This window comes from Mammaliicoccus sp. P-M59, from assembly GCF_022386135.1.
Lineage (GTDB): Bacteria > Bacillota > Bacilli > Staphylococcales > Staphylococcaceae > Mammaliicoccus > Mammaliicoccus sciuri_A.
Window position 1 is genome coordinate 39,899 of sequence record NZ_JAJNJJ010000001.1, and the last position, 19,850, is coordinate 59,748.

Below are 19,850 nucleotides of genomic sequence, written 5' to 3' on the forward strand. Positions count from 1 at the left end.
TTCCTCGGGGTAATATAATAACTATTAACTAAATAGAGGTGGATACAAATGGCTAAAAAAGCAGGATTATTTAGAACGTTAGTAGTATTAGGGGGAACTGCAGCAGCAGTTGTCTTATCTAAAAAAGAAAATAGAGATAAATTAAAAAATGAATACGGGAAATATAAAGAAGATCCAGAGAACTACAAAGAAAATGCTAAACAAAAAGCAAATGAACTAAAAGGTAAAGCACAAGACGAGTACTCAAAATATAAAGAAGATCCAACTTCTTATAAAGAGTCAGCTAAAGAAAAAGCGAAAAATGAATTCCAAAAAGCAAAAGAAGATCCAAAAGGTTATGCATCAAATGCTAAATCTCGTCTAAAAAAAGAAGATCAAGATCCAACTGAACAAAGAGAAGCTAAATTTGATGACGAAGGCGGAACTGCTAACAACAATTTAAGAGTTGTTACAGAAGAAGACTTGAAGAAATAATTTTCTTCTTATGTTCAATATTGGCTAAAACTAGGGCAACTTATTTGTCCTAGTTTTTTTGTTAACAACTTTTGTCATGTCGGGAAATAATATGATTCAAAAAAATAATTTTATATAAGACTTTAGTCGTACGTAAAAGGAAATAACTTTTCGCATAAAAAATTAAAAATTTATCGGTAATTCTATTTCATATTTACAAAAATATCATGTATTATATAGATAACTATTCAAGTTAAGAAAGAGATGATTTTCGATGTGGAGAAATAAAGTTAAAGAATATGAAGAAGATATTATAAATGATTTAAAGGGGCTATTAAGCATCGAAAGTGTTAGAGATGATGCAGCAAGTACATACGATGCGCCAGTTGGACCAGGTCCAAAAGAAGCGTTAAATTATATGTATAAGTTAGGGGAAAGAGATGGATTTTCTCACGTTGATATAGACAATATCGCAGGTAGAATTGAAGCGGGTAAAGGTGACGATTTATTAGGTATACTTTGCCATGTCGACGTTGTGCCAGCAGGTGCTGGATGGGATTCTAATCCGTTTGAACCTGTAGAAACAGAAGATGCAATTATTGCAAGAGGTACACTTGATGACAAAGGACCAACAATTGCAGCATACTATGCCGTTAAGATACTTGAAGATATGAAAGTCGAATGGAAAAAAAGAATACATATTATTGTAGGTACTGACGAAGAATCTGATTGGAAATGTACAGATCGTTATTTTGAAACTGAAGAAATGCCTTCAGTAGGTTTTGCACCAGATGCAGAATTCCCTCTAATCCATGGAGAAAAAGGGATTGTAACATTCAACATCGTTCAATCTGGTTATGTGGAAGATAATGATGAGCCTGAAGTAGAATTAAAAGCATTCTTCTCAGGTGAAAGATTCAATATGGTACCAGATACTGCTCAAGCTAAATTACTTATCAAAGAACAAATGACGAATGTTGTTCAGAAATTTGAATCATTTTTAAATGAACATGAGATTGAAGGCGAAACAACAATTGATGAAGGATTCTTAAACATCGTTGTTCATGGTAAATCAGCTCATGGTATGGATCCTACATTAGGTGTGAATGCTGGGTTATACCTTATTCAATTCTTAAATGAATTAAATTTAGATAAATACGCGAGCTCATACGTGAAATTTGCAAATGAATATTTAGTTGATTCTCCAAAAGGTGAAAAAATGGGTATGAAATTTGCTACTGAAGAAATGGGTGAAGTGACGACTAATACAGGTATTATGAGTTATACAGATGTAGATGGTGGTCAATTTGGTATTAATTTAAGATATCCAGAAGGCTTTAATTTCGATCAGTCAATGTCTCGTTTTTCTGAAGAAGTGAAAGAAAAAGGCTTTGACATTGAAATGGATAAACACCAAGTTCCACATTATGTAGATAAAAATGATCCATTCATTGAAAAATTATTATCAGCATATCGCAATCAAACAGGTGATCAGTCCGAGCCGTATACAATCGGTGGCGGTACATACGCTAGAAACTTAGATAAAGGTGTGGCATTCGGTGCCATGTTTAAAGATTCTGAAGATTTAATGCACCAAAAAAATGAATATATCACGAAAAAACAATTATTTAATGCAACTGCAATTTATTTAGAAGCTATATACAATGTCTGTGTAAAGGGTGATGATGAATGAGTTATATTTATATAAATGATGAGTTTGTTGATGAATCTGAAGGTAAGGTTAGCTATTCTGATAGAGGTTATAACTTTGGTGATGGCATATACGAATACATACGTATATATGATGGTAAAGTATTTACATCTAAAGAACACTATGAAAGATTATTTAGAAGTGCGAAAGAAATCGGACTTAATTTAGACGCGTATTCTGTTGAAGGTTTAACAGAAGTAACAAAAGAATTAGCAGCAAAGAATAATGTTGTAAATGGTGGCGTGTATATTCAAGTGACACGTGGTGTTGCACCTCGAAATCATCCGTTTCCTGATGCGAGTACAAAGCCTGTATTCTCAGCATTCTCTAAAAGCTATGACAGACCATATGACGAATTAGAAAATGGTGTTAAAGCTATAACTGTTGAAGATATCAGATGGTTAAGATGTGATATTAAGAGCTTGAACTTATTAGGTAACGTGTTAGCAAAAGAGAAAGCTACACAAAATGATGCTGCTGAAGCAATCATGCATAGAGGCGAAACAGTTACAGAAGGTAGTTCAAGTAACGTTTATGCGATTAAAGATGGCAAGATTTATACACATCCTGCAAATAATTTAATTCTTAATGGGATTACGAGACGTGTTATAAAAGAATTAGCCGAAGATTTAAATATTCCATTTATTGAAGAATCATTTACATTAGATTTCTTAAATAATGCAGATGAAGTGATTATTTCAAGTACATCTATTGAAGTGATGCCAGTTGTGCAAGTAAATGATCAAAAAATAGGTGACGGAAAAGTCGGACAAATTACGAAGCAATTACAAAATGCATTTAATAATTATATAGAGTCAAAATCATAAAAATTTTTTAGTGTAATTTTAATATCTTAAGTAATTCAAGTGGATACTGAATTTATAAGACTTATTGTATATGAATAGGTTCAAAATACTCGAAAGTTTTCATTTATGAGGTTGAAATCTTAACCGAAAGATAATAAAATTTAAATCAAGCGCACTAAAATTACAAAAATTAAACAAAAATTTTTAAGATTAAAATATGACTCTTGAAAAAGAATATTCTTGAGTCTTTTTCTTTTTCTTTTATTGAAAGTGAGGTGGATAGGTTGGAACATTTTTATCAATTAGGATGGACATTAGACTCAGCAGGTGGTGCATCTGGTGAAGCATATATGGCAGAACAAGATGGCCGCAAGCTCTTCCTAAAACGTAATTCAAGTCCTTTCTTAACAGCATTATCTGCTGAAGGTATCGTGCCAAAATTAGTTTGGACAAAAAGAATCGAAACAGGAGAAGTTGTAACTGCACAACATTGGAAAAATGGTAGAGAGTTAGTCCAAGATGAAATGAATTCTAACCGTGTTGCCAAACTTCTTAAAAAAATACATTCTTCTAAACAATTATTAAATATGCTTAAACGTATGGAAATGAAACCAATGCATCCAGAGATTTTATTTAATAAAATTAACAGCTCATTGTCACGACATGTATTGTCTAACCGTACTGTGAGAAAGGCATTGTTATATCTAGAAGATAACATGCCAACATTAGACAGTAGATTCTATACAGTCATACACGGAGATGTGAATCACAATAATTGGCTTTTATCTGATCAAGATGAACTTTTCTTAGTAGATTGGGAAGGTGCAATGATTGCAGATCCAGCTATTGATATCGGAATGATTTTATATACTTATGTTGATGAGAAAGATTGGTCAGATTGGCTAAGTATGTATGGCATTAACGATACGCATGATTTAAAGAAACGTATGAAGTGGTATACATTGATTCAAGCTATCGCAATGGTAGAGTGGTATGAAGAGAAAAAACGTTATAAAGATATGAATGATTGGTTACACTTCTTAAATGAAGTGATGACAAGAAATGTATTTATATAAGGAGTAACTTTGAATGAGAATGAGAAATAAACCTTGGGCTGACGATTTCTTAAAAGATCATCCCAATATAGTAGATGTAGATCTTAATCATCAATATAAGATGGCAGAATGGTTTGATAAAGATCAACCCATTCATATTGAAGTCGGAACTGGTATGGGTAGATTTATTACTGAGACGGCTAAACAGAATCCTAATATCAATTACGTAGCAATTGAAAAAGATAAAAATGTTATGGTCCGTGTTCTTGAAAAAGTTAAAGAAATGGAATTAAACAATATTAAATTGATTAATCAAGATGCTAAATTATTAACAGAGTATTTTGTTGAAAATGAAGTTTCTAGAATTTATTTGAATTTTTCAGATCCATGGCCAAAGACAAGACATGCTAAAAGAAGATTAACTTTTTCTAGCTTTTTAGAAATTTATCAGCACATTTTGAAAAAAGATGGGCAAATACATTTCAAAACAGATAATCAAGGATTATTTGAGTATAGTTTAGAAAGTATGTCTCAATATGGTATGTCATTTGATTATATTAATTTGAATTTACATGAAGATGAGCCTGAAGATAATATCCGTACTGAATACGAAGATAAATTCTCTAGTAGAGGTTTTAGAATCTATCGTATGGAAGCAAGCTTTAAATAAGGAAGTTGGAATCGTTATGATTCTAACTTCTTTTTTTATGCCATTTTTAACTAATGTGTTGTAGCAATCATGAAAGATGTTCATTACTCTAATTAGTGATAAAATAATAATAAATGATTGGAGGGGAATTTCTTGTTAAATATAGGTGATTTTAAATTATATCCATTACAAGGTGGTATTACGCAAATGGATGGAGGAGCAATGTTTGGTGTCGTTCCAAAAGCATTGTGGACTAAAAAATACCCGCCTAATGAACTTAATCAAATACCTCTCGTAACACATCCAATATTCGTTCAAACAGGTGAACACAATATTATAATTGATGCTGGGATAGGTAATGGTAAATTAACAGATAAACAAAAAAGAAACTATGGTACAACTTATGAAAGTGATATTAGTAACTCATTAAAGCAATTTAATTTGACCATAGATGATATTGATATTGTATTGATGTCTCATATGCATTTTGATCATGCTTGTGGCCTCACAACTGCAGATGGTCAATCAGTATTTAAAAATGCAACAATTTATACATCACAAATTGAATGGAATGAATTGAGAGCCCCAAATATAAGAAGTAGTGCTACATATTGGGAACAAAATTATAAAGGTATTGAACATCAAGTTGTAACATTTGTAGATTCGATGGAAATCGTTCCAGGCATTAAAATGATACATACTGGTGGTCATAGCGCTGGGCATAGTGTCATTGAAATTGAAAGTAATGGTGTGAAAGCTGTGCATATGGCTGATATCTTGCCTACATTAGCCCATCTGAATCCTTTATGGGTTACAGCTTATGATGACTATCCAATGGATTCTATTAATGCTAAGGAAAGGCTTTTACAGAGATATATTAAAGAAGATTATTGGTTCGTGTTCTATCATGATGCCAATTATTTTGCGCTTAAGCTTGATGAACAAACGAAGGGAATTAAAGAAGAAATAAGAAGGGATGATTTAATTGAAATATAATTTTGATGAAGTGATTGATAGAAGGGGAACAGCAACAGTAGCATATGATGGACAACGTAAAGTTTATGATTATGAGAACTTAGAACCATTTTGGATCGCTGATATGGATATTAAGACACCTGATTTTATTATTAACCATTTGAAAAATAAATTGGATCAAGCACATTTCGGTTATTTAGTATGGAAACAAGAAGCATATTTAAATGCGATTAAAAATTGGTATAAAACAAGATTTTCTGTGAATATCCAAAAGAATGATATATATTATGTGCCAAGTATTTTATTCACAGTAACTGAAGTTATACGTGAATTTACGAAAGAAGGTGAAGGTGTGTTAATTCATACACCTTCATATAATGCCTTTTTAAATTTAATTGAAGGTAATAAAAGAGTTGCTGTCGAATCTCCGTTAGTTGCGACGGAAAATGGTTATGAGTTGGATAAAGAACAATTTGAAGAAATGGCAGCGCGTGATGATGTTAAAGTGTTAGTACTGTGTAGTCCTCATAATCCAACAGGTAAAGTTTGGACTAAAGAAGAATGTGCATTTATGAAAGATGTGTGTGAAAGACATGGTGTCTTTATTGTTTCTGATGAAATTCATATGGATTTTGTGAGAAGTGAAAATGGATTCTATTCTATGACAAATGAAATGACATTAGATTCTCCAATTCTTGTTGTTACTGGATTAGGTAAAACATTTAACTTAGCGAGTTTAGCAAGTAGTTATATGATTACGAAACATCGTTATTTCACATTACAATTCAATCGTAAATTGGCAACATATTATGGATTGTCTGCTGCAAATACATTGGCTGTTGAAGCAGTTAAAGTAGCCTATAATGAAGCAGGTGAATGGGTAGACCAATTAAATGAACATATCGAGAAGAATATGACCATCTTAGATGAATTTATTAAAAATGAAATGTCTGATCAGTTATCATTTATTAAACCTGAATCGACATATTTAGCTTGGATAGACTTTTCTAAAAGTGGTTACGTAGAAAGTGATGTTCAAAAAGCATTGCAATCTGTAGGTAAACTTGCAACAGGCATCGGACATTCATATGAGCTTGGAGAAAGTCATCATTTCAGAATGAATTTAGCTTGTAGTGAAGAAAAATTAAGAAGCGGTTTAGAATCTATTAAAAAGTCATTCGACGCACTAGATCACGGTGAAGTTGAATAATGTTTCAGTCATAAAAAATAGAGTCTGAGGTTTAAATTAATCACTCAGACTCATCTTTTTAAGCTTATTAAATTTCAAATATATCAATGACTTGGCCATTAAAGGCATCGGCTATAAATTCATAGTGTACTTGTTTACCATCATTGTTAACGGTAATGCCACCATGCACAACTTTAGTTTCAATGCCGAATTTTTGGTAGGTCTTTGGGATATGTAATATATAAGAGGCTTCAACATTATTAAATTGTGCTTTGACTTGTTTAAGTATTTCTTCACAACTATATGGTTTATATTGCTTAGCATATACAATAGAAGCAACAATGCCTAAACCAGTAAAAACGGACAACAATATAATGAAAAAGCGGAACTTATTATTCTGCATGACCATGCCTCCTTCTATTTAATTTAAGTTTAACACAAAGACTGAATGATAGATAAATATTTCAATAAGGAGATTTACAATGACACAAATTAGACAAGAAACACTTAATAGAATGAAAGAATTAACAGAATTACACGCTGTACCTGGATTTGAAAATGAAGTACGTGAATATTTAAAAGAAAAAATGGCACCATTTGTTGATGAAATTATTGGTGATAATATGGGCAGTATTTATGGTGTGAAAAAATCTAAAAAAGAAAATGCACCTAAAGTATTAGTAGCAGCTCATATGGATGAAATTGGCTTTATGGTTACTGAAATGACAAAAGAGGGTATGTTAAAGTTCACACCACTTGGCGGTGTGTCATCAGACGTATGGCTATCACAAACATTACAGTTAAAAACGCGTGACGGTAAATACTATAACGGCGTAGTTGGCAGTATCCCTAAACATTTTAGAACTGGTAAAGAGTCAGGTGTTGCTATTGAAGATATGCTTTTAGATGTTGGTGCAGAAAGCATTGATCAATTAAAAGAAATGGGCATTAAAATTGGTGATACAATTGTTCCAAGTACGAATTTTGAACAACTAACAGAGAATAGAATACTCGCTAAAGCATGGGACAATAGATATGGTTGTTTAGTTGGATTAGAATTACTCGAAGCAGTTAAAGATGAAGAGCTTGATGTTGATTTATATGTAGGCGCAAATGTTCAAGAAGAAGTTGGTTTAAGAGGTGCTTCAGCAAGTGTGAATTTAATCAAACCAGATTTAGCATTAGTTGTAGATTGTTCACCTGCAAATGATATGAAAGGACACGTTGGCTTATCAGGTGCTTTAGGAAAAGGTGTATTAATTAGAATTTTAGATCGTACGATGATTTTATCTGAAAGAATGAGAGATTATTTAATTGAAATGGTTGAAGAAAAAGAAATTAATCATCAATACTTCCAATCACCAGGTGGTACAGATGGTGGAGAAATTCATAAAGCTCTAACAGGTATCCCAACTGCGGTAATCGGTGTTTGTGCTAGATATATCCATACAAGTAAAGCTATTTATGACGCAAGAGATTATGAAAGTGCAAAATTATTACTCAATGAAATCGTGTTAAATTTAAGTTCAGAAAAGATTGAATATTTGAAATTTAAATAGTCCAGATTTTAGTAATTGACAGTAGTTGTAATTCGGTCTAAAATATGTTTATTCCGATTTGGATACTAAGAATAGAGGGATGTATATATGAAAAAGGGTATATTTTTAATTATTGCATTAATTGTTGTGTTAGCTGCATGTGGAAACAGCAACGACAAGAAAGAAAGCAGTAAGAAAGATGATAAAACAATTGTAGTTGGTACAGAAGGTACTTATTCTCCATTTAGCTTCCATGATAAAAATGATAAGTTAACTGGATATGATGTAGAAGTAACTAAAGCAGTTGCTAAAGAAATGGGATACAAAGTTAAATTTAAAGAAACGCAATGGGATTCAATGTTTGCTGGGTTAGATTCAGGACGTTTTGATATGATTGCTAACCAAGTTGGTATTAACGATGAAAGAAAAGCAAAATATAAATTCTCAGATCCATACACTTATTCAAATGGTGTATTAGTAGTAAATGAGAATAATAAAGACATTAAATCATTCGACGACGTTAAAGGTAAAAAATTAGCACAAACTTTAACATCTAACTATGGTCAACTTGCAAAATCTAAAGGTGCAGATATTACTAAAGTAGACGGCTTCAACCAAGCGATGGATTTATTACAATCAAATCGTGTTGAAGGTACTTTCAATGATAATGTTTCATATTTAGATTATAAAAAGCAAAAACCTAACGCTAAAATAAAAGCAATTCAAGGTGATGCTGAACAAAGTCAATCTGCATTTACATTTAGTAAAAAAGAAGATGACAAAGTGATTAAAGATTTTAATAAAGGTCTAAAAACTTTAAAAGATAATGGCGAATTAGAAAAAATAAGTAAGAAATGGTTTGGCGCTAATGTTTCAGAGCCTAAATGATGAGCAACTTCATGCATTAAATGCTGCCAAACAAGCATTTCTACCGATGTTAGAGGGTCTAGTTAAATATTCTATTCCTATTACTTTAGTTACTTTTGTGCTTGGTTTAATCTTGGCATTAGCTACAGCATTGATGCGTATATCAAGTAGTAAAGTTCTAAAAGGGATTGCACGTTTTTATGTTTCAATCATTCGTGGTACACCTATGATTGTTCAATTATTCATTATCTTTTACGGAATCCCTGAGATTGGTAGATTGGCAACAGGAAATGCAGACAATCAATTAACTTTGTCACCTGTCATAGCTGCGATAATTGGTCTTTCTTTTAATGTAGGTGCATACGCATCTGAAATTTTAAGAGGTGGAATTATGTCTATTCCGAAAGGTCAAACTGAAGCGGCATACTCGATTGGTATGAATTATAAACAAACTGTACAAAGAATTATATTACCTCAAGCAATTAGAGTTTCAGTACCTGCATTAGGTAATACATTCTTAAGCTTGATTAAAGATACGTCTTTACTTGGCTTTATTTTAGTAGCAGAAATGTTTAGAAAAGCACAAGAAGTCGCTTCTACAACTTATGAATTCTTAACGATTTATTTACTAGTAGCGATATTGTATTGGATTGTATGTTTTATCATATCAATCATTCAATCTTACTATGAATCTTATATTGAAAGAGGGTATCGTTCATGATTGAACTTCAAAATATTAAAAAATCATTTAATGATAAAGAAGTCATCAAAGGGATTAATCTTTCAGTAGATAAAGGTGAAGTGATTACTTTGATTGGAAGATCAGGTTCTGGTAAGACAACTTTATTGAGAATGATGAATGCATTGGAAATTCCGACTGAAGGTACTGTAGTTGTTAATGGCGAAACGTACACGGCAGATAATAAGAAGTCACAAATTAAAGTGCGTAAACAATCAGGTATGGTGTTTCAAAATTACAACTTGTTTCCACATAAAACAGCAATTGAAAATGTTATGGAAGGTTTAGTTACTGTTAAAAAAGTAAATAAACAAAAAGCATATGACGAAGCACTTCAACTTTTAGAAAAAGTAGGATTAGAAAGTGTTAAAGATCAAAGACCTCATGCTTTATCTGGTGGTCAACAACAACGTGTGGCGATTGCGAGAGCATTGGCAATGAACCCTAAAGTGATGTTATTTGACGAACCGACATCAGCATTAGACCCAGAGTTAGTGAATGATGTATTAAAAGTTATTAAAGATTTAGCCAATGAAGGTATGACGATGGTCATTGTTACACATGAAATGAGATTTGCTAGAGAAGTTTCTGATAGAATGATATTCATTCATGATGGTTTAATCGGTGAAGAAGGTAAACCGGAAGAAATGTTTACTCAACCGAAAACAGACGCATTGAAGAAATTTCTAAATGTTATAGAAGTATAAAGTTTCAATATACACATGTTATTATTTTAATTTAAATAATGACATGTGTATTTTTTATTGTATAATCCTTTTAAGGAGTGTGAATAAATGGAACGCGTAAAATCTTTTTTTAATCGAACAATTATAGATGGATTAAGTTATATGGCTTTAGGTTTGTTTAGCACATTAATTGTTGGACTGATTATTGAAACTTTAGGCCAATCATTAAATACATATTTTGATACTTCAATGATGATAGAAATAGGTAAGTTAGCTCAAACTTTAACTGGAGCTGGGGTAGGGGTAGCAGTGAGTTACGGTTTAGGCGCATCACCACTCATTATATTTACAACTGCTGTAACAGGAATGTATGGATATGAACAAGGGGGCGCTGTAGGTAGTTATTTATCTTCAGTATTTGCAAGTGAACTTGGAAGATTATATTCAGGCAAAACTAAAATAGATATTATTTTATCACCGATTTTAACGTTATTTATAGGTGCAGCAATTGCAAAGTTTATAGCACCATTTATCGATGCATTTATGAAAGCATTAGGAAACTGGATACAATTAAGTACGGATCAACAACCTTTATTAATGGGGATATTCGTCAGCCTTATAGTTGGACTTACACTAAGTAGTCCAATTTCAAGTGCAGCTTTAGCGTTAATGCTTGGCTTAAGTGGAACAGCGGCAGCAGCAGCTACGATAGGTGGTTGTTGTCATATGGTCGGATTTGCAGTAACAAGCTATAAAGATAATGGTATTTCAGGTGTTATTGCTCATGGTATTGGTACAAGTAAACTTCAAATTCCAAATTATTTAAAGCAGCCTTTTATATTAATACCACCAGTCGTAGCAAGTATTGTCGTAGCGCCAATTATGACAGTCTTTTGGCCAATGGAAAATAATGCTGCTGGTGCTGGAATGGGTTCAAGTGGACTTGTAGGGCAAATTATGACGATTAAAACAATGGGTAGTACGACTGAAGTATACTTACAAATTGCATTCTTCCATTTCTTATTACCAGCTGTAATCAGTTTATTTGTTTATCAATTGTTGAAGAAGTATCATATAATTAAAGATGGTCAACAAACATTAATGATAGGAAGTGCAAAGAAATGAAACAATTAACGTCAATCGAAGAATACAAATCATTGATTAACGAACCAACAATATTTATGTTCACAGCATCTTGGTGTCCGGATTGTCATTTTATAGATCCTGATTTACCTGGACTTGAAGAGAAATATCATCAATATCAATTCGTATCAGTTGATCGTGATGAATTTATTGATTTATGCCAAGAAGTTGATGTTATGGGCATTCCAAGTTTTATCGCTTATAACAACGGTCAAGAACTTGATAGATACGTTGGTAAAGAAAGAAAAACAATTCCACAAATTAGTGCATTTATTGATGGATTAAATAATTAAATTTATATAAAAAAAGCAGGTCGAAAAAAGTTTCTTTTATTTTCGAATTACCTGCTTTTTTATTTTATTTAACTTCATTTAAATATGTTTATCACTGTTACATAACTGCGATTTGTTGTAAACTATATAGAGGTATAAAAATAGGAGTGTTAAGTATGAATGTCTTTCAAATGAGAGATTTATTAAAAGACCGATTGAAAACTTTAGATGCAAATTTTAAGTTTGATAGGGAAAATGAAAGTTTAAGAATTGAACGAACGGATAATCAAAAAGGGCTTTCAGTTAAATTAGCTCCGATTATTGCTAAATATAAAAATAACGGTAATAAAACAATAGACGAAATTGTTTATTACGTCACTGAAACTATAAATGCAATGCAAGATGAATCTAATAAAGAAATTAATAAGATTGAGATCTTGCCTGTCATAAGGTCTACTAGTTTTCATAAAGAAACGAAAGAAGGTACACCTTTTGTCATTGATGAACATACAGCTGAAACAAATATATATTATGCGCTTGATTTAGGAAATACTTATAGACTAATAGATGAGTCTATGCTCAGTGAACTTAATTTAACGAAAGAACAAATTAAAGAGCAAGCGTTATTCAATATTAAAAAGAGAAAAACAACTTACAAGTCTGATGAAGTTCAAGGTAATACATTCTACTTCATTAACACGAATGATGGATATGATGCTTCACGTATTCTCAATCAAACATTCTTAAAAGATGTTTATCAAAATATTGAAGGGGAAATGTTATTAGCTACACCTCATCAAGATGTATTGGTGATTTGTGATATTAAAAATGAAATTGGATATGATATTGTAGCGCAAATGACGATGCAATTCTTCCAAAATGGCTTAGTGCCAATAACATCATTATCATTCTCTTATACACCTGATAAACCTTTAGAACCAATATTTATTTTAGGTAAAAATCACTCTCGTAAGAGAAACCAAGAAGTTATTGAGCGTTTAGAAAAAAATAGAGAAATATTTAAAAAAATGAAAAATAATCAAAAAAGATTGTAAGGAGTAGGAGAAATGAATTTATTTTATAATAAAAATGGTGTTGGCGACGTATTAATGGTTACTTTAGAACCTTTAACTGAAGGATTAGAATATGATTTTCAAAATGATTTAACAATTATCAAAAGCGAAGATAAAATTGTTGGATTGAATATATTCAATGCTTCTAAATATGTTCAAATAGAAGGCAATGGCAATATTAAAGTTGAAGAGAAACACATTAATAGTATTCAAGACTTACTAGAGAAAAATAATATTAATTATAAATTAGACGTTGATTTATCTCCTAAGTTTGTAGTTGGATACGTATCTGAAAAATCAAAACATCCTGATGCAGATAAACTATCAGTATGTAAAGTTGATGTTGGAAATGAGACATTACAAATTGTATGTGGCGCTCCAAATATTGATCAAGGACAAAAAGTTGTTGTTGCTAAAGTAGGAGCGGTAATGCCTAGTGGAATGATTATTAAAGATGCAGAATTACGTGGTGTTCCTTCTAGCGGTATGATTTGTTCAATGAAAGAACTTGATTTAGAAGGTGCTCCAAAAGAAAAAGGTATAATGGTACTAGATGATAGTTATACTGTAGGAACACCATTCTTTGAAGACGAAAGGTAGTGAACCTATGAGTTGGTTTGATGATATATTCGGGCAATCGAAAAATGAACAAAAAAATGAAAAGCAAAAAAGCGATCAAGTGTCTTTTGATCATCATCCAGATGACGATTCAACTAATGAAGAAATTTATAGAAGACCTAAAGGCAAATTTAGATTTCCGATACAAATGGAATATGAAGAACAATCCAATCAAGAGCATCATCAACATGATCATGACACAAGTCAACGAGAAGAGAAATATCATGATAGTAGATTTTATGATGAAAGCTCAGCTTCTTTTCCAACTAATAGAAGAAGACGTAGAAGAAATCGTAATGCAGATTCATATGAACCTGCTAAGAAGTCAAGAAGTTATGACCAGGATGTAACACATCATTACGGTACGAAAAGTAAACAATCTTCTCAACGCTACGACAACAGTAAACGTCATCATGATGACTATCAATTTGAAGAGAGATTGAATGCTTTACATCAGCCAAAATTTAAAGCTTCTGAAGTGCCTTCTGCAATATTCGGTATGAGAAAACAAAAAGAAGTTCCTAATAGTGGTTTGAAAGATCATTCAGCTCAATCATCACAAAATGATGCTGAAAAAGAAAATAAACGTAAACAAAGTAGTGAAATCGTACGAGATGTCCCTACTTATTCAAAGACGGACAATACAATTAACATTGAAAATATTTATGCTTCACAAATTGTTTCTGAAATTAGAAAAGAACGTGAGAAGAAACTTCAAAAGAAAAAACAATTTGAAAAAGCTTTAAGAGAAAAAAGAAAACAAGAACTTAACAGTCTTGACTCAGAAGAGAAAAAGTCACAAATTAAAAATCAAGACTATTATTTAAAACAACAAGCGTCATATATTAAAAATGATTCAAAAGATTATCAAGAAGTGGAAGATGAACAAGAAGACTTACACGATGAATTACAAAATGACATACATCAAGATGCATCAAACGACTCTCATGAAGAGACGGCTAATTCCAATGCTTTACAACCAGATGTCAATGATTTAACTACATATGAATTTAAAGAGATAGACTTGGATTTTGATGATACAGAAGATGACATTCAACAAGACGATGTTGATGAAATCGTTGAAGAAGTTGATGCTGAACAAGAAGAAGTCACTTCAAATCACGATTCAAATGAAGAGGAAACTTCAGAATTTGAAGAAGTAGAATCAGACAATGAAGTTGAAGAAATTAATAATGCTGAAGATAGTACTGAAGTTGAAGCAATACAGCATTTTGAAGAAGATAAAGATGATTCTAATGAAGCTGTTATCGAACCTTCAGAAATAATCGATACGCATGATTCTCTCGAAGAAGACAATGATGCATCCATTACACAATCAGAACAATTTGTCGAAGATGATATTTATTTTGAAGAAGTAGAAGATTCTGATTCTGAAGCTGAAGAAATAGATACAATTGATAATGCAGAAGATGTATTAACATTTGACGAAACTGAAGAAGATCAAGAAGAAAGCTTATTCAAGTCTGATCATGTTGATGTGGAAAGTGATACTGAAACAGAAGAAGCGGATAATGTTATTGCAGAAGAAGAATCAAATAACGAACCTATAGAAGTAGAGGACACGGTTCAACAACCTGAAGAACCTAAAGAGACAACTTCTCACGAACCTATCTTGAAGCCTAAGCCGGTAAGGAAATCTTCACCATTTAACGTGATGATGACACCTTCAGATAAGCGTAAACATCAAGCATTTAAGAGTTCATCAAATATCAACAAGACACAAACATCAAACATACAACAAACAGAAAGTGAATCTCAAAACGAACAACATGGGTCTAACCAAGCTGTTAAACGTAAAGGACCATCTTATGTACTTCCACCAGTATCTATATTAGATGATGTTGTCGAGGAAGAAGATAATAGTGAATGGTTAGAGGAAAAGAAAAAAGAACTAGATGAAGCTTTTTATCATTTTAATGTGCCTGCACATGTAGTAAATATGATACAAGGGCCAACTGTAACGAGATTTGAATTATCTGTTGAAAAAGGTGTTAAAGTATCTAGAATTACTGCTTTGCAAGATGATATTAAGATGGCATTAGCTGCTAAAGATATTCGTATTGAAGCACCTATTCCAGGTACAAGTTTAGTAGGTATCGAAGTGCCTAATCAAAGTCCTAAAAAGATTCCTTTAGGCCAAATGATCACGTCTAAACCTTTCCAACAAGCAGAAAGTAAACTAACTGTAGCAATGGGCTTTAAAATAAATAACGAGCCGTTATTAATGGATATTGCAAAGACACCTCATGCGCTCATTGCCGGTGCAACAGGTTCTGGTAAGTCAGTATGTATTAATGCTATTTTAACAAGTTTACTTTATAAAAATCATCCAGATGAACTGAAACTATTACTGATTGATCCTAAAATGGTAGAGCTTGCACCGTATAACAATTTACCGCATTTAGTTGCGCCAGTTATTACCGATGTAAAAGCGGCAACAGCTAGTTTAAAATGGGCTGTTGAAGAGATGGAACGTAGATATAAACGTTTTGCGGAATTACATGTTAGAAATATTACTGCATTTAATAAGAAAGCAAATTACGAGCAAAGAATGGCAAAAATCATTATAGTTATAGATGAGTTAGCTGATTTAATGATGATGTCACCTCAAGAAGTTGAACAATCTATTGCTAGAATTGCACAAAAAGCTAGAGCATGTGGTATACATATGATTCTTGCGACACAACGACCATCCGTCAATGTGATTACAGGTTTAATTAAAGCAAACGTACCAACAAGAATATCATTCATGGTATCGTCTTCTATTGACTCTAGAACAATTCTTGATGTTGGTGGAGCAGAGAAATTACTTGGTAATGGTGATATGTTATATCTTGGTAACGGTATGAATAAACCGATAAGAGTTCAAGGTGCATTTGTATCAGATGATGAAATTGACGAAACAGTAGAAAATGTAAGTAGTCAAATGAAACCAAATTATCTATTCAAAGAAGAAACATTGTTGAAAAAGGTAAATGAACAACCTGCTGATGCACTGTTTGATGAAGTTTGTGAATTTATGTTAAACGAAGGTCATATTTCAACTTCACTTATACAAAGACATTTCCAAATTGGATATAATAGAGCAGCTAGAATGATTGATAACCTTGAAGAGAGAGGTTATATATCTGGACCTAACGGCTCTAAACCAAGAGATGTACTCATTACTAAAGATATGATAGAAGAAAGAGAAACTAACATTTAAGAAATAGAAGGAGTGACATGAAATGACATTATTTCATTTTGTCGGCATAAAAGGTGCAGGTATGAGTTCACTTGCACAAATCATGCACGACATGGGACATAAAGTACAAGGTTCTGATATAGAGAATACAGTATTTACTGAAATAGCATTAAAAAATAAAGGCATCAAAATATTACCATTTGATGTTGAAAATATTAAAGAAGGCATGACAGTTATAGCAGGTAATGCCTTTCCAGATACACACCCTGAAATAGCTAAAGCATACGAAATGGGACTTGAAGTGAAAAGATATCATATTTTCCTAGGTGAATTTATGTCTCAATATACGTCAGTTGCAGTTACAGGTGCACACGGTAAAACATCGACAACTGGATTATTATCACATGTGATGAATGGTGATCAAAAGACATCATTCTTAATAGGTGATGGAACAGGTATGGGATTACCTGATAGCTCATACTTTGCCTTTGAAGCTTGTGAATATAGAAGACACTTCTTAAGTTATTATCCAGATTATGCGATTATGACAAATATTGATTTTGATCATCCAGACTATTTTAAAGATTTACAAGACGTAACAAATGCATTCCAAGAGATGGCTAGTAATGTTAAAAAAGCAATCGTTGCTTGGGGTCATGATGCTGAGCTAAGAAAAATTAAAGCTGATGTTCCATTTTACTTTTACGGTTTTGAGCACGACAATGATGTCTATGCTGACAATGTTCAAACGTCTTCTAAAGGTACAACATTTGATGTTTACTTCAAATCTAAAAATGAACTTATAGGTACATTTACAACACCTATGTATGGTGATCACCACGTTCTAAATGCATTAGCAGTTATAGCAATTTGTCATTTAGAAAAACTAGATATTGAAAATATTAAAGAAGCATTATTAACATTTGGTGGTGTAAAAAGAAGATTTAGTGAAAGTTTTTACGACAATCAAATCTTAATCGATGACTATGCACACCATCCGAGAGAAATTAATGCTACAATTGAATCAGCTAGAAAAAAATATCCTGAAAACGAAGTGGTTGCAGTATTTCAACCTCATACATTTTCAAGAACAGAAACTTTCTTAAACGAATTTGCTGAAAGTTTAAACCTTGCTGATAAAGTATACTTATGTGACATCTTTGGTTCTATTCGAGAACAACAAGGTGAGCTGACAATTCATGATTTAAAAGCATTAATTCCTAATGCGGATTTAATTAGCGAAGAATCAGTTTCTCAGCTACAAAAGCATGATAATGGTGTTATACTATTTATGGGTGCTGGAGATATTCAAAAAGTTCAAAAAGCCTATGTTTCTTCACTATCACATTAAATATAATATGTTTATACTTTAATAGTGAGGGTATTAAATATTAGTAAATCGAATAAAGATTAGTTTTATAATTATTAGGAGGCGTTCAGTATGGATTGGATTTTACCAATAGCAGGCATAATTGCTGCGGTTGCATTTTTAATTATTTGTGTTGTCTTAGCACTATTTTTAATGCAATTATTAAAAACAGTTAAAGGAATTAATGAAACTTTAGATGGCATTCAAGGCCAAATACAAGGTATCACACGTGAATCTACTGATTTACTTCATAAAGCAAATCGTTTAACTGAAGATATTCAAGATAAATCATTACGCTTAAACTCAGTAGTAGATGCAGTTAAAGGTGTTGGAGATTCTGTACAAACACTTAATAATTCAGTAGATAGAGTTACAAATTCTATTACTCACAATATCTCACAAAATGAAGATAAGATTTCTCAAGTTATTCAATGGTCAAATGTTGCAATGGAAGTTGCAGATAAATGGCAATTAAGAAGAGATCGTAGAAGTAACGTATCATACAAAAATAATGTAAATGCTTCTAAAGATTTTGAAGCGCAAGTGCCGAAAGACTACAATGAAACAACAACATCAGGTGACAACCTAGATGAAGATAAAATTGGTGCAGGCTTGAAAAAATAAAGTGCATGGAAGCAAATAACTATCTTTTCAGGCTGAGGCATTTAAACATGTCACAGCCTGATTTCTTTAATAAAATTAGGGGGAAAATATAATGGAAAACAAATACAATAGAGATTTATATACACATGGTTTAGAAACATATGAAGCTGAATATGAAAAAAATACAAACGGTAGAGATTTTGTATTTGGTGTAGTATTAGGTACAGTAGTAGGCGGAATTGTTGGTTTATTACTAGCTCCTAAATCAGGGAAAGAATTACAAGATGATTTAAGTGAGAAATCAAACAAAATTATCGATGACGTTAAAACTAAAACTGACGACTTAAAAGTTCAAGCTCAATCTAAAGCTGAAGAAATCAAAACACAAGCTGAAGAAAAGAAAGAAGAAGTCAAAACTAAAGTTGAAGATAAAAAAGCACAAGCTAACGAAAAAGCAGAAGAAGTGAAAGCTAAAGCTGCTGATAAAAAAGAAGAAGCTAGTCAAAAAGCGGAAGAAGTAAAAGCTAAAGCCGCTGACAAAAAAGAAGAAGTTAAAACAAAAGCTTCAGAAAAGAAAACAGAAACTAAGAAAAAAGCAGAAGAAGTAAAATCTAAACAAGCTGAAAAGAAAGCTAATAAAGGCGTTGTAACAGCTGACGATGTAGGCGATGAAGAATTAAAAGCACAAAAAGGTGCGATTAAATCTGAAGTAGAAAATGAAGACTTAAAAGGTCCAAAAACAGTTGTAGAGAAAAAAACTTTCGATAAAAAATAATAAATAAGTGATGTATAACGCATATTATTTATACTACCGAAAAGTCATAACATAACTTTTCGGTAGTTTTTTATATTGTAATGAACACCATTATAAATTAAAATATACTTTATTAGTCTGATTA

The 19,850-nt window shown here is 32.0% G+C and carries 20 protein-coding genes; 19 read left to right on the forward strand and 1 reads right to left on the reverse strand.

The window, feature by feature from the left end; translation table 11 throughout:
* Positions 1 to 48 precede the first annotated feature (48 nt).
* The 7 genes from LQ617_RS00215 to LQ617_RS00245 all read left to right on the forward strand — a co-directional run bounded on the left by LQ617_RS00215 (position 49) and on the right by LQ617_RS00245 (position 6,859).
* Positions 49 to 474, forward strand: a complete 426-nt coding sequence (locus LQ617_RS00215; protein WP_025905267.1) for a YtxH domain-containing protein — start codon at positions 49 to 51, stop codon at positions 472 to 474.
* Positions 475 to 727: 253 nt separating this feature from the next.
* Positions 728 to 2,146: a dipeptidase PepV gene (gene pepV, locus LQ617_RS00220; RefSeq protein WP_037588588.1), complete on the forward strand. Its 1,419-nt coding sequence runs from the start codon at positions 728 to 730 to the stop codon at positions 2,144 to 2,146.
* Complete coding sequence (gene dat / locus LQ617_RS00225) at positions 2,143 to 2,991, forward strand: D-amino-acid transaminase (RefSeq protein ID WP_037588586.1); 849 nt, start codon at positions 2,143 to 2,145, stop codon at positions 2,989 to 2,991. Before pepV ends, dat begins: the two co-directional genes overlap by 4 nt.
* A 263-nt stretch (positions 2,992 to 3,254) precedes the next feature.
* Positions 3,255 to 4,046, forward strand: a complete 792-nt coding sequence (locus LQ617_RS00230) for a phosphotransferase family protein (RefSeq protein ID WP_025905270.1) — start codon at positions 3,255 to 3,257, stop codon at positions 4,044 to 4,046.
* Between the two features lie 13 nt (positions 4,047 to 4,059).
* Positions 4,060 to 4,695, forward strand: coding sequence for a tRNA (guanosine(46)-N7)-methyltransferase TrmB (gene trmB, locus LQ617_RS00235; protein ID WP_025905271.1), 636 nt, complete (start codon positions 4,060 to 4,062; stop codon positions 4,693 to 4,695).
* Positions 4,696 to 4,827: 132 nt separating this feature from the next.
* Positions 4,828 to 5,670, forward strand: coding sequence for a YtnP family quorum-quenching lactonase (locus tag LQ617_RS00240; protein ID WP_239739175.1), 843 nt, complete (start codon positions 4,828 to 4,830; stop codon positions 5,668 to 5,670).
* Complete coding sequence (locus tag LQ617_RS00245; RefSeq protein ID WP_239739176.1) at positions 5,660 to 6,859, forward strand: MalY/PatB family protein; 1,200 nt, start codon at positions 5,660 to 5,662, stop codon at positions 6,857 to 6,859. Before LQ617_RS00240 ends, LQ617_RS00245 begins: the two co-directional genes overlap by 11 nt.
* Positions 6,860 to 6,926: 67 nt before the next feature.
* On the opposite strand, the gene LQ617_RS00250 is transcribed toward LQ617_RS00245, so the two are convergent.
* Positions 6,927 to 7,241, reverse strand: coding sequence for a hypothetical protein (locus LQ617_RS00250; RefSeq protein WP_051539247.1), 315 nt, complete (start codon positions 7,239 to 7,241; stop codon positions 6,927 to 6,929).
* Positions 7,242 to 7,320: 79 nt separating this feature from the next.
* On the opposite strand from LQ617_RS00250, the gene LQ617_RS00255 reads away from it, so the two are divergent.
* The 12 genes from LQ617_RS00255 (at position 7,321) to LQ617_RS00310 (ending at position 19,726) form a co-directional block, all read left to right on the forward strand.
* The gene (locus tag LQ617_RS00255; RefSeq protein WP_206166919.1) at positions 7,321 to 8,397 is read left to right on the forward strand and encodes a M42 family metallopeptidase; all 1,077 of its coding nucleotides are present in this window, start codon (positions 7,321 to 7,323) and stop codon (positions 8,395 to 8,397) included.
* Between the two features lie 87 nt (positions 8,398 to 8,484).
* A complete protein-coding gene (locus LQ617_RS00260) occupies positions 8,485 to 9,264 on the forward strand; it encodes an amino acid ABC transporter substrate-binding protein (protein ID WP_025905276.1) in 780 nt (259 codons plus the stop codon).
* Entirely contained in the window at positions 9,245 to 9,964 is a 720-nt protein-coding gene (locus LQ617_RS00265; protein ID WP_037588578.1) for an amino acid ABC transporter permease, read from the forward strand. Before LQ617_RS00260 ends, LQ617_RS00265 begins: the two co-directional genes overlap by 20 nt.
* The gene (locus LQ617_RS00270; protein WP_025905278.1) at positions 9,961 to 10,689 is read left to right on the forward strand and encodes an amino acid ABC transporter ATP-binding protein; all 729 of its coding nucleotides are present in this window, start codon (positions 9,961 to 9,963) and stop codon (positions 10,687 to 10,689) included. The genes LQ617_RS00265 and LQ617_RS00270 overlap by 4 nt, the downstream gene beginning before the upstream one ends.
* An 87-nt stretch (positions 10,690 to 10,776) precedes the next feature.
* Positions 10,777 to 11,793, forward strand: a complete 1,017-nt coding sequence (locus tag LQ617_RS00275) for a PTS sugar transporter subunit IIC (protein WP_159315521.1) — start codon at positions 10,777 to 10,779, stop codon at positions 11,791 to 11,793.
* Positions 11,790 to 12,104, forward strand: coding sequence for a thioredoxin family protein (locus tag LQ617_RS00280; protein ID WP_025905280.1), 315 nt, complete (start codon positions 11,790 to 11,792; stop codon positions 12,102 to 12,104). Before LQ617_RS00275 ends, LQ617_RS00280 begins: the two co-directional genes overlap by 4 nt.
* Before the next feature lie 155 nt (positions 12,105 to 12,259).
* Complete coding sequence (locus LQ617_RS00285) at positions 12,260 to 13,138, forward strand: DUF1444 domain-containing protein (RefSeq protein WP_025905281.1); 879 nt, start codon at positions 12,260 to 12,262, stop codon at positions 13,136 to 13,138.
* Between the two features lie 12 nt (positions 13,139 to 13,150).
* Positions 13,151 to 13,756: a YtpR family tRNA-binding protein gene (gene ytpR / locus LQ617_RS00290; RefSeq protein ID WP_126477592.1), complete on the forward strand. Its 606-nt coding sequence runs from the start codon at positions 13,151 to 13,153 to the stop codon at positions 13,754 to 13,756.
* Positions 13,740 to 17,000 (forward strand): DNA translocase FtsK, encoded by a 3,261-nt coding sequence (locus tag LQ617_RS00295; RefSeq protein WP_345773038.1) that lies wholly within the window; start codon positions 13,740 to 13,742, stop codon positions 16,998 to 17,000. Before ytpR ends, LQ617_RS00295 begins: the two co-directional genes overlap by 17 nt.
* Before the next feature lie 22 nt (positions 17,001 to 17,022).
* Positions 17,023 to 18,330 carry a UDP-N-acetylmuramate--L-alanine ligase gene (gene murC, locus LQ617_RS00300; protein ID WP_239739177.1) on the forward strand — a complete coding sequence of 436 codons (1,308 nt, stop codon included), beginning with the start codon at positions 17,023 to 17,025 and terminating at the stop codon, positions 18,328 to 18,330.
* 90 nt (positions 18,331 to 18,420) lie between these two features.
* The gene (locus tag LQ617_RS00305; protein WP_025905285.1) at positions 18,421 to 18,972 is read left to right on the forward strand and encodes a DUF948 domain-containing protein; all 552 of its coding nucleotides are present in this window, start codon (positions 18,421 to 18,423) and stop codon (positions 18,970 to 18,972) included.
* Positions 18,973 to 19,063: 91 nt separating this feature from the next.
* Positions 19,064 to 19,726, forward strand: a complete 663-nt coding sequence (locus LQ617_RS00310; RefSeq protein ID WP_204167276.1) for a YtxH domain-containing protein — start codon at positions 19,064 to 19,066, stop codon at positions 19,724 to 19,726.
* Positions 19,727 to 19,850: the final 124 nt, after the last annotated feature.